10 protein-coding genes are annotated in these 10571 nt (G+C 69.8%); 8 read left to right on the forward strand and 2 right to left on the reverse strand.

All coding sequences use genetic code 11. From position 1 onward, the window contains the following. Nucleotides 1-30 precede the first annotated feature (30 nt). From AC3A6M_RS10525 to AC3A6M_RS10560, 8 genes are all read left to right on the forward strand, one after another. The gene (locus AC3A6M_RS10525; RefSeq protein WP_487852673.1) at nucleotides 31-1182 is read left to right on the forward strand and encodes a GNAT family N-acetyltransferase; all 1152 of its coding nucleotides are present in this window, start codon (nucleotides 31-33) and stop codon (nucleotides 1180-1182) included. 64 nt (nucleotides 1183-1246) lie between these two features. After that, nucleotides 1247-2260, forward strand: coding sequence for an SDR family oxidoreductase (locus AC3A6M_RS10530; RefSeq protein ID WP_487852674.1), 1014 nt, complete (start codon nucleotides 1247-1249; stop codon nucleotides 2258-2260). After that, nucleotides 2257-4041, forward strand: a complete 1785-nt coding sequence (locus tag AC3A6M_RS10535; RefSeq protein WP_487852675.1) for a thiamine pyrophosphate-requiring protein — start codon at nucleotides 2257-2259, stop codon at nucleotides 4039-4041. The genes AC3A6M_RS10530 and AC3A6M_RS10535 overlap by 4 nt, the downstream gene beginning before the upstream one ends. Before the next feature lie 116 nt (nucleotides 4042-4157). Continuing rightward, the gene (locus AC3A6M_RS10540) at nucleotides 4158-5000 is read left to right on the forward strand and encodes a hypothetical protein (RefSeq protein ID WP_487852899.1); all 843 of its coding nucleotides are present in this window, start codon (nucleotides 4158-4160) and stop codon (nucleotides 4998-5000) included. Then, a complete protein-coding gene (locus AC3A6M_RS10545; protein ID WP_487852676.1) occupies nucleotides 4997-5611 on the forward strand; it encodes a gluconate 2-dehydrogenase subunit 3 family protein in 615 nt (204 codons plus the stop codon). The genes AC3A6M_RS10540 and AC3A6M_RS10545 overlap by 4 nt, the downstream gene beginning before the upstream one ends. After that, a complete protein-coding gene (locus AC3A6M_RS10550) occupies nucleotides 5611-7242 on the forward strand; it encodes a GMC family oxidoreductase (RefSeq protein ID WP_487852677.1) in 1632 nt (543 codons plus the stop codon). Before AC3A6M_RS10545 ends, AC3A6M_RS10550 begins: the two co-directional genes overlap by 1 nt. 12 nt (nucleotides 7243-7254) lie before the next feature. After that, nucleotides 7255-8415, forward strand: coding sequence for an alpha-hydroxy acid oxidase (locus AC3A6M_RS10555; protein ID WP_487852678.1), 1161 nt, complete (start codon nucleotides 7255-7257; stop codon nucleotides 8413-8415). Further along, complete coding sequence (locus tag AC3A6M_RS10560) at nucleotides 8412-9599, forward strand: family 1 glycosylhydrolase (RefSeq protein WP_487852679.1); 1188 nt, start codon at nucleotides 8412-8414, stop codon at nucleotides 9597-9599. Before AC3A6M_RS10555 ends, AC3A6M_RS10560 begins: the two co-directional genes overlap by 4 nt. Nucleotides 9600-9603: 4 nt before the next feature. On the opposite strand, the gene AC3A6M_RS10565 is transcribed toward AC3A6M_RS10560, so the two are convergent. Then, complete coding sequence (locus AC3A6M_RS10565; protein WP_487852680.1) at nucleotides 9604-9930, reverse strand: cytochrome C oxidase subunit IV family protein; 327 nt, start codon at nucleotides 9928-9930, stop codon at nucleotides 9604-9606. 1 nt (nucleotide 9931) lies between these two features. Further along, complete coding sequence (locus AC3A6M_RS10570; protein ID WP_487852681.1) at nucleotides 9932-10567, reverse strand: cytochrome c oxidase subunit 3; 636 nt, start codon at nucleotides 10565-10567, stop codon at nucleotides 9932-9934. Between the last annotated feature and the right edge of the window lie 4 nt (nucleotides 10568-10571).

The raw sequence follows: 10571 nt of genomic DNA on the forward strand, positions 1-10571 counted from the left end.
TGTTCAGCTTTTCATTATTCGGAAGTCATCTTGAATTATCGCACGCATATCGCTTCCTCCCTGTCCGAGATCGGGCAAGCGGCCTGGGACGGGCTGGTCGCCCTGCAGGACCAGCCCAACCCTTTCCTGTCCTACGCCTTCCTGCACGCCCTGCACGAGTCCGGCAGCGCCACGCCGGAAACGGGCTGGCAGCCGCAATTCATCGCGCTCTACGACGGCGATGCGCTGGCCGCTGCCCTGCCCCTCTACGTAAAAGGCCACTCCTACGGCGAATACGTGTTCGACTGGGCCTGGGCCGACGCCTACCAGCGCCACGGTCTCGATTATTATCCGAAGCTGTTGTCGGCCATTCCGTTCACGCCGGTGACCGGTCCGCGCCTGCTGGCCCGCGACGAGGCCGCGCGCGCGGCCCTCATCGACGTCCTGCAGGCCACCCAGCAGGCGTCCGACGTGTCCTCGACCCACATCCTGTTCCCGCCCGACGCGCAGGCGAAGCAGTTGGGCGATGCCGGCTACCTGCTGCGCAGCGGGGTGCAGTTCCACTGGATGAACCAGGGCTACAAGGACTTCGAGGAGTTCCTGGCCACGCTGGAGCCGAAGAAGCGCAAGAACATCCGCGCCGAGCGGCGAAAGGTGCGGGAGGCCGGCGTGACGCTGCGCCGCGTGCGCGGGCGCGATGCCCTTGATGACGACTGGCGCTTCTTCACCCGCTGCTACCGCCACACCTACGCCGAGCATTTTTCGAAGCCCTACCTGAACCTCGACTTCTTCCGCCGCATCGGGCGCGAGATGCCGCAGAACCTGCTGCTCGTGATCGCCGAGCGCGACGGCGCGCCGATCGCCGCCTCCCTGGTCGTGCACGACGCCACCACGCTATACGGCCGCTACTGGGGCGCACTGGAGCACGTGCCCTGCCTGCACTTCGAGACCGCCTACTACCAGCCCCTCGAATTCTGCATCGAGCAGGGCATCCAGGTGTTCGAAGGCGGCGCCCAGGGCGAGCACAAGATGGCGCGCGGCTTCCTGCCGACCCGCACCTGGTCGGCGCACTGGCTGGCGCATCCTTCGTTCGCGGACGCGGTGGAGCGCTTCCTGGAACGCGAGACGGGCGGAATCGACGACTATATCGACGAGTTGAACGACCGAAACCCGTTCAAACCAAATACATTTGCACAAACATAATGGATCGCGGTCCCCCGCCGCTTGGTGCTAAGCTTTCCTCCTCCAGGCAAACGCGAGGAAAGCCATGCCCGACAAAACGGGGGAAGTGGTCGTCATCACCGGCGCGAGCGCGGGCATCGGGCGCGCGGCGGTCCGTGAATTCGCCCGCCACCACGCCAGGATCGCCCTGATCGCACGCGAGCCCGAACGGCTGGAAGCGGCGCGGGCCGAGGCGGAACGGCTGGGTTCCCCGCAGGCCATCGCCATCGCCGCCGACACCGCCGACCATGCCCAGCTCGAAGCCGCCGCCGAGCGCGCCGAACGGGAACTCGGCCCGATCGGCATCTGGATCAACAATGCGATGGCGACGATGTTCGCGCCCTTCGTCGACATCGCCCCCGAAGACTTCCGCCGCGTCACCGACGTGACCTATCACGGCTTCGTCTGGGGCACGATGGCCGCGCTCAAGCGCATGCGCCCGCGCGACCGCGGCACCATCCTGCAGGTCGGTTCCGCCCTCGCCTACCGCTCGATCCCCCTGCAGTCGCCCTACTGCGGCGCCAAGCACGCCATCAAGGGCTTCACGCAATCCCTGCGTACCGAGCTCGAACACGAGCACAGCAGGGTGAAGCTGGTGATCGTCGACATGCCGGGGGTGAACACGCCCCAGTTCGAATGGTGCAAGACCACCCTGGCGCGCCACCCGAAGCCGACCGGCACCACCTACCAGCCCGAAGTCGCCGGCCGCGCCATCTACTGGGCCGCGCATGCGAACCGCGCCGAGATCTGCGTCGGCTATCCGACCCTGGGCGCGGTGCTGGCCGAAAAATTCGTGCCGCGCCTGCTCGACCGCTACCTGGCGCGCACCGGCATCGCCGGGCAGCAGACCGATGAACCGATTCCGGCCGACCGGCCGAACAACCTGTGGACGCCGGTACCGGGACCGTTCGCGGCCCACGGCAGCTTCGACCGCGGCGCCTGGAAGCGCAGTCCGGAATTCTGGGCCGCGAAGCACCGCGGCCTGTTGTGGGCCGGGGCCGCGCTGGGTGTGGGCTTGTACGGATTGAAGCGCCGGAACCTGAACAGGAGAAGAGGATGAGCAAGACCGTCGGTGATTTCTTCGTCGAACGCCTGTACGACTGGGGCGTACGCACCATTTTCGGCTACCCTGGCGACGGCATCAACGGGGTGCTGGGCGCCCTCCAGCGGTCCAGGCGGAAGATCGAATTCATACAAGTGCGGCACGAGGAGATGGCGGCCTTCATGGCGTCCGCGCACGCCAAGTTCACCGGCGAGCCGGGGGTCTGCCTGTCGACCGGCGGACCGGGCGCGGCCCACATGGTCACCGGCCTGTACGACGCCAAGCTGGATCACATGCCGGTGCTGGCGATCTGCGGCCAGGCCCCGCGCACCGCGCGCGGCGCGCATTACACCCAGGAAGTCAACCTGGACCGCCTGTTCCAGGACGTGGCCGACTACGTCTACGAGGCCGAGGTGCCGTCCCAGGTGCGGCACCTGGTCGACCGCGCCATGCGCACCGTGCTGGGCCGCAATGGCGTCGGCGTGCTGATCCTTCCGGGCGACCTGCAGGAACTGCCCTACGAAGACCCGCCACGCAAGCACGGCTCGGTCCAGTCGGGCATTGGTTATGCCAAACCGCGCGTGGTGCCGCACGAGGTGGACCTGCGGCGCGCGGCCGAGGTCCTGAACGCCGGCAAGAAGGTGGCGATCCTGGCCGGCGCCGGCGCCCTGCGCGCCACCGACGAAGTCATCGCCGTGGCCGACCGCCTGCAGGCCGGCGCCGCCAAGGCCTTGCTGGGCAAAGCCGCCCTGCCCGACGACCTGCCCTGGGTCACCGGCTCGATCGGCATCCTCGGCACCAAGGCCAGCTGGGAGATGATGACGCATTGCGACACCCTGCTGATGATCGGCTCCGGCTTCCCCTACGCCGAGTTCCTGCCCGAGGAAGGCAAGGCGCGCGCGGTGCAGATCGACATCGACCCGACCATGCTCGGCATCCGCTACCCGGCCGAGGTCAACCTGCACGGCGACAGCGCGGAAACGCTGCGCCTGCTGCTACCCCTGCTGGAACAGAAGGACGGGGCCTGGCGCCGCCAGGTGGAAGGCGAGGTGCGCGACTCGTGGAAGGTGCTGGAGAACCGCGCGCTGCAGCCGGCCCACCCGCTGAATCCGCAGCGCGTGGCCTGGGAACTGTCGCCGCAGCTGCCCGCCGACGCCATCGTCACCAGCGACTCGGGTTCCTGCGCCAACTGGTATGCGCGCGACCTGCGCGTGCGGCGCGGCCAGATGTATTCGCTGTCCGGCGGCCTGGCCTCGATGGGCGCCGCCGTGCCCTACGCGATCGCCGCCAAGTTCGCCCATCCGGGCCGGCCCGTGGTCGCGATGGTGGGCGACGGCGCCATGCAGATGAATAACATGGCGGAGCTGATCACGGTGTCGAAATACTGGCGCCTGTGGAAGGATCCGCGCTGGATCGTCTGCGTCTTCAACAACGGCGACCTGAACCAGGTGACCTGGGAACAGCGCGTGATGGAAGGCGATCCGAAGTTCGACGCCACCCAGCAGATCCCGGACGTGCCCTACCACAAGTTCGCCGAGCTGATCGGCCTGCGGGGCATCTACTGCGACAACCCGGAAGAAGTCGCGACCGCCTGGCGCGAGGCGCTGGCCGCCGACCGCCCCGTGGTACTGGAATTCAGGACCGACCCCGAGGTGCCGCCGCTGCCCTCGCACATCACCCTGGAGCAGGCCAGGTCCTTCATGGAGACCATCGTGAAAGGCGACCCGAAGGAAGGCTCGATGCTGGTCGGGGTCGCGCGCCAGGTGCTGAGCGGCATCCTGCCGAAGGACAAATCGTGACCCATGCGGTGCCGGCGGCGCCAGGTCCGGCGGCACGCGCGCTCGGCGCCGCCGCGCTCGGGCTCGCCTGTGCGACCGCGCTGGCGGCGCTGCTGTCCGCGCGCCGGCAGCCGCCCATGCGGCCGCCACCGATGCCGCGCCCGCGCGATCCGGAGGCGCGCGCCGCCGGCCAGCTCTACCTGTCCGCCGCCATGCTGGCCGCCTCGGTCCTGAGCGACAGCGCGCTCGAACATTACCGCGGCGGCTTCGAGAATCCGGGCATGTTCGCGCCGCTGGCCAGCAGCACGCTGGCGCTGGCAGCCGCGGCCCGGGCCGCGCGCCGGCCGGCCCGCCCGACATCGCCGCTTCCCTTCGGCGCGGCCTGCGCGATCGGCGCGGCGGGACTGGGCTTTCATGCCTATAACGTGCTACGCCGGCCCGGCGGCCTGTGCTGGGCCAACCTGTTCTATGCCGCGCCGCTGGGGGCGCCGGCAGCGCTGTCGCTGGCCGGCCTGTTCGGGCTGGCCGCACGCAAGGTCGGACGCGGCGCACCGACGCTGGCGCGCCTGCCGCGCGGGCGCGCCCTGGGCCTGCTGGCGGCCGCCGGCCTGGCCGGCACCAGCCTCGAAGCGGCCCTGCTGCACTTTCGCGGCGCCTACCACAACCCGGCGATGTGGCTGCCGGTCGGCCTGCCGCCGGTCGGCGCGGCGCTGCTGGCCGCCAGTGCAGTGCGAGCGCCCGCTGCGCCATCGCGCCTGGCGCGCGCCTGGCTGGCCGCCACCGCCTGGCTCGGGGCGGCCGGCGTCGCCCTGCACGCGCGCGGCATCGCCCGCCAGATGGGCGGCTGGCGCAACTGGAGCCAGAACCTGCTGAGCGGGCCGCCGCTGCCCGCGCCTCCCAGCTTTTCCGCGCTGGCGCTGGCCGGGCGCGCCGCGCTGGCGCTGCATGCGCGCGACGGCATGCCGAGGGAGGCGGTGTGAAGACGCGCTACCCCGGCTACGACGTGCTGGCCAAATGGGACAGCCCGTCCTTCGACGACACCACGCGGCAAGTGCTGGCGCGGCGCCTGCAGGAGGTCCCGCCGCGCCGCTTCCTCGACCCCGCCGAGTGGGACTTGCTGGAAGCCGTCAACCGGCGCCTGCTGCCCCAGCCCGAGCGCGCCGAGCCGATCCCGATCACGCCCTGGATCGACGCCATGTTGCACGACAATGTGGGCGAAGGCTTCCGCCATCCCGACATGCCGCCCCTGCGCGAGGCCTGGCGCACCGGCCTGGCCGCCCTCGCCGACGAAGCCCGCCTGCGCCACGGCCAATCCTTCGCCGCGCTCGATGCGCAAGCCCAGGACGCGCTGCTGCAGGCGCTGGCCGGCAACGACGTCCGCTCGCCGCAATGGCAGGTCCTGCATGCGGAGCGCTTCTTCACGCAGATGTTGCTGAAGACCGCGGCCGGCATCTATTACGCGCATCCATGGGCCTGGAACGAGATCGGCTTCGGCGGCCCCGCCAGCCCGCGCGGCTATGTGCGCCTCGGCGCCGGCCGACGCGACCCCTGGGAGGCGCGCGAGGCGGACCACGCACGCGAGGCAGGCTGATGGAACGCCGGCCACGCACCGGAGACGGCCGGGCGCCGGACGTGTTCCAACGCGGCGGCTGGATGCCGATGCGCGAATACCCGGACGATGAAGCGGTGGACTTCGCGATCGTCGGCGCCGGCGCCGGCGGCGCCACGCTGGCGTGCAAGCTGGCCGAAGCCGGCTTTTCCGTGGTCGTGCTGGAAGCCGGTCCGTTCTGGCGCCCGCTCGAGGACTTCGCCTCCGACGAGGAAGCCCAGCAGCAGCTGTACTGGCTGGAAGAGCGTCTCACCACCGGCGCCGACCCGATCGCCCTGGGCGGCAACAACTCCGGCTGGGGCGTGGGCGGCTCGACGGTCCACTTCAGCATGATCTCGCTGCGCTTCCGCCCCGAATGGTTCCGCGCCCGCAGCCTGCTCGGCTATGGACTCGACTGGCCGATCACTTATGCGGACCTGGCGCCCTACTACGAGGAAGCCGAGCGCGCGCTGGCGATCGCCGGGCCACTGCGCTATCCCTGGGGACCGCCGCACCGCCGCTACCCCTACCGCGAGCACGAGATGAACGCGGCCGGGCTGGTGCTGGCGCGCGGCGCCGAACGCATGGGGGTGGCCTGGTCGGCGGTGCCCCTGGCCACCGTCTCCGCGCCGCGCGGGGCATCGCCGCCCTGCGTCTACCGCGGCTTCTGCAATTTCGGCTGCTCGACGAATGCCAAGCAGAGCGCGCTGGTGGTGTGGATCCCGCGCGCGCTGCGCGCCGGCGCCGAGGTGCGCGACCTGGCGATGGCCGGCCGCATCGAGCTGGATGCGAACGGCCTGGCGGGCGGCGTGCACTACCGCCGCAGCGGACAATGGCGCTTCCAGCGCGCCCGCAACGTGGTGGTGGCCGGCTATGCGATCGAGACCCCGCGGCTGCTGTTGAATTCGGCATGCGCGCGCTTCCCGCAGGGCCTGGCGAACGGCTCCGGCCTGGTCGGCACCCACCTGACCACCCATGCGGGACCGGGCGTGTGGGCGCGCTTCGACGAGGAGATCCGCTGGAACAAGGGTCCGCCCAACATGGCCGTCTGCGAGCACTGGAACTACATGGACGAAGGCAAGGACTTCAGCGGCGGCTATGCCTTCATGAGCCAGGGGCCGCTGCCGCGCGCCTGGGCCCAGCTGGTGTGCACATCGCGCAAGCTGTGGGGCATGGCGCTGCGCGAAGCGATGCTCGACTATAACCACATGAGCGGCCTGGTGGCGGTGGCCGAGACCGAGCCGCGCATCGAAAACCGCGTCACCCTGGCCGAGGAATGCGACCGCCACGGCCTGCCGGTGGCCAGGGTCGAATTCGGGTATTCCGACAACGACCGCCGCATGCAGAAGCACGCGCTGGCATTCATGGGCCGGATGCTGGAAGCGGCCGGCGGCAAGGACTTGTGGACCAGCGACGACACCAGCCACCTCCTCGGCACCTGCCGCATGGGCTCCAGTCCGGACAGCAGCGTGGTCGACCAGGACGGCCGCAGCTGGGACGTGCGCAACCTGTGGATCTGCGACGGTTCGCTGTTCCCGACCTGCGGCGGGGTCAATCCCTCCCTCACGATCCAGGCGCTGGCCTGCCGCATCGGCGACCGCATCCGGATGCTCGCGGCGCGCGGAGAACTTTGACAGGACCAAGCCATGAGCAAGATCGCCAGCATCTTCGACCTCGAAACCCTGGCGCGCGAGCGCTTGCCCCCGGTGCTGTTCGACTACATCCACGGCGGCAGCGAGCAGCAGCTGACCCTGCAGCGCAACCTGGATGACATGCGCGCGCTGGCGCTGCGCCAGCACAGCCTGCGCAACGTGGCCCGGCGCGACACCGCCACCACCATGGCCGGCGATCCGGCGCGCATCCCGCTGGCGGTCGGCCCGACCGGGCTGGCCGGGCTGATGTGGCCGAACGGCGAATGCGAGGCGGCGCGCGCGGCGGAGGATTTCGGCGTGCCCTACTGCCTCTCGACCTGCTCGATCAATTCGATCGAGGACGTGGCCGAGGCGACCGGCAAGCCGTTCTGGTTCCAGCTCTACCTCATGAAGGACAAGAAGGTCAACGAAAGCCTGATCCGCCGTGCAAGCCATGCCGGCTGTTCGGCCCTGGTGCTGACCATCGACCTGCACGTGCAGGGCAAGCGCTGGGCCGACGAGAAGGAGGGGCTCGGGGTGCCGCCCCGGCTCACGCCGAAGAACGTGCTCGAGATGCTGACCCACCCGCGCTGGCTGGCCGGCATGGCCGGAAGCAAGCGCCACAATTTCGGCAACCTGGAGCACGAGATCGAGGCCGGGCACTCGGTCGGTTCGCTGTCGAAGTGGATCGAGGAGCAGTTCGACCCGACCTTCGACCTCGAAACCGTGCGCTGGGTGCGCCGGCAGTGGCCGCGCAAGCTGATCCTGAAGGGCGTGATGCATCCCGACGATGCCAGGGCCGCGCTCGACGCCGGCGCCGATGCGATCGTCGTCTCCAACCACGGCGGGCGCCAGCTGGACGGCGCGCCCTCTTCGATCTCGGTGCTGCCGCAGATCGCCGAAAGCGTGGGCGGCCGCATCGAGGTGCTGTTCGACGGCGGCATCCGCACCGGCGGCGACATCGTGAAGGCGCTCGGCCTCGGCGCCCATGCCTGCCTGAGCGGGCGCGCCTGCCTGTATGGCCTGGCCGCGAAAGGCCGCGACGGCGTCCACTGCGCGCTGGAGCTGTTCGAACAGGAGCTGCACGACTGCATGATGCTGGCCGGCCTGTCCAGCGTGTCCGAGGTGCCGCCCGGCGTCGTCACCGCCCAGCCACCCCTCGGAGGCCGGCGATGAGCACGCAGCTGTCCACATTCCTGTTCGCCAGCGGGATCGAGAACAGCAACCCGACCATCGGCCATGGCCGCATCCGGCGCGACCAGATGGACGAATGCGGCCACTACCGGCATTGGCGCACCGACTTCGCGCTGGCCGCCCAACTCGGCATCCGCACGCTGCGCTACGGCATACCGCTGCACCGCAGCTGGCTGGGGCCGCAGCGCTACGACTGGGAGTTCGCCGACCAGGCCTTCGCCGAACTGCAGAAGCTGGGCATTGCACCGATCGCGGACCTCTGCCATTTCGGCGTGCCGGACTGGATCGGCAATTTCCAGAACCCGGATTTTCCGGCGCTGTTCGGGCGCTACGCCGGCGATTTCGCGCGGCGCTATCCGTGGATCCGGATGTTCACCCCGGTCAACGAAATGTATGTCTGCGCCCGCTTCTCCGCACTGTACGGCTTCTGGAACGAGCAGTTGAGCGACGAGCGCGCCTACGTCACCGCCATCAAGCACCTGGTCAAGGCCAACCAGCTGGCCATGCATGCGATCCGCGCCGCCTGTCCGGACGCGCTGTTCATCCAGAGCGAGTCGAGCGAATACTTCCATGCCAGCGCGCCGGATGCGGAGCCGCTCGCGGAGACGCGCAACCTGCGGCGCTTCCTCTCGCTCGACCTGAATTATGGTCGGGTGCTGGAACCGGCCTTGCGCAGCTTCGTGCTGGACAACGGCATGACCCCGGACGACCTGCACTTCTTCGAAAGCCACGCGCTGCGCCAGCACTGCATCCTCGGCACCGACTACTACCGCTCGAACGAGCACCACGTCGAGGCCGACGGCAGCATGCGCCCGGTCGACGAACTGCTGGGCTTCGCGGTGCTCGCCAGGGAATACGTGGAGCGCTACCGCCTGCCGCTGATGCACACCGAGACCAACCGCGACCAGGGTCCGGAAGGCAACGAAGCCTGTGCCTGGCTGGAGCGGCAATGGGCGCTGGTGCGCGGATTGAAACGCGCCGGCGTCGTGGTGACCGGCTTCACCTGGTATTCGGTCACCGACCAGGTCGACTGGAACATCGAACTGCGCGAGCAGCGCAACGTGGTCAATCCGCGCGGGCTGTTCGACCTGGACCGGAACATCCGCCCGGTCGGACGCGCCTTCGGCAAGCTGATCGCGGACTGGAGCCCCCGGCTCTGCGCCTGACGCTTCAGGAAGCGCCCAGGCGCGGCGCCACCGTCGACGGCTGCTGCCACGGCGCCTTCACCTCGCTGCGGGTCGCGTAGTCGGCGCCGGACAGGGCGAACAGCAGGGCCAGGGTCGCCAGGCCGGCCAGCGCCGTCAGCCGCAACAGCGGATGGCCCGCGCGCAGGCGCATGAAGACCAGCGCCACCAGCAGCGCCTTCACGGTCGCCACCGCCAGGCCGATCGCGGTATTGATCCAGCCCAGCGGAATCCAGGCGCTGCCTGCGCTGAGCGCCAGCAGGGCCAGCAGCGCCAGCCAGGTGAGGACCAGGGGACGCGTGCTGCGCTCCATGCTAGCCCCCCGCCCTGCCGACCAGGTACAGCAGCGGATACAGGAAGATCCAGACCAGGTCGACGAAGTGCCAGTACAGTCCTGCCAATTCGACCGCCGCGCCGGACGGCCCCGCCGGTTCCGGGCGGCGCAGCCCGGCCGCCATCGCCAGGCAGGCCAGGATGCCGGCCGTCAGGTGCAGCGCGTGCAGCCCGGTGAGCGCGAAATACAGCAGGAAGAACAGCTCCATCCCGGGCGGCGCCTGCGCACGAAAACCCGAGCCGGGGAACAGGTGTTCCTGGAATTCGGCATGGTATTCGAAGCCCTTCACCACCAGGAACACGATGCCCAGCGCCGCCACGCCGAGCAGCAGCCGCGCCGCGCGGGAGCGCTTGTCGGCCTCGGCCGCCTGGGCCGCCAGCGCCATCAGGAAGCTGCTGGTCAGGAGCACGGCCGTGTTGGCGGTGCCGAGCAGGAAGTCGGTGTGGCGGCTGGCGGCGGCGCAGGCGGCCGGATAGTGGGTGCGCAGGTAGACGTAGCCGAACAGCAGCGGGCCGAAGAACAGCAGCTCGCTGGCGATGAACACCCACATGCCGAAGGTGCCGGCGAAGGCCTGCTGTTCGCGGCTGCTGAACTGCTCGGCGACCCTGGTGCTCATGGGG

Source organism: Telluria sp. Soil_C_11 (genome assembly GCF_057657395.1).

What these genes read in the sequence shown, in the direction of transcription:
- AC3A6M_RS10530 (WP_487852674.1), top strand. Translation starts at nt 1,247, where the DNA reads ATGCCCGACAAAACGGGGGAAGTGGTCGTCATCACCGGCGCGAGCGCG.
- AC3A6M_RS10535 (WP_487852675.1), top strand. Translation starts at nt 2,257, where the DNA reads ATGAGCAAGACCGTCGGTGATTTCTTCGTCGAACGCCTGTACGACTGG.
- AC3A6M_RS10540 (WP_487852899.1), top strand. Translation starts at nt 4,158, where the DNA reads ATGCGGCCGCCACCGATGCCGCGCCCGCGCGATCCGGAGGCGCGCGCC.
- AC3A6M_RS10550 (WP_487852677.1), top strand. Translation starts at nt 5,611, where the DNA reads ATGGAACGCCGGCCACGCACCGGAGACGGCCGGGCGCCGGACGTGTTC.
- AC3A6M_RS10555 (WP_487852678.1), top strand. Translation starts at nt 7,255, where the DNA reads ATGAGCAAGATCGCCAGCATCTTCGACCTCGAAACCCTGGCGCGCGAG.
- AC3A6M_RS10560 (WP_487852679.1), top strand. Translation starts at nt 8,412, where the DNA reads ATGAGCACGCAGCTGTCCACATTCCTGTTCGCCAGCGGGATCGAGAAC.
- AC3A6M_RS10565 (WP_487852680.1), bottom strand. Translation starts at nt 9,930, where the DNA reads ATGGAGCGCAGCACGCGTCCCCTGGTCCTCACCTGGCTGGCGCTGCTG.
- AC3A6M_RS10570 (WP_487852681.1), bottom strand. Translation starts at nt 10,567, where the DNA reads ATGAGCACCAGGGTCGCCGAGCAGTTCAGCAGCCGCGAACAGCAGGCC.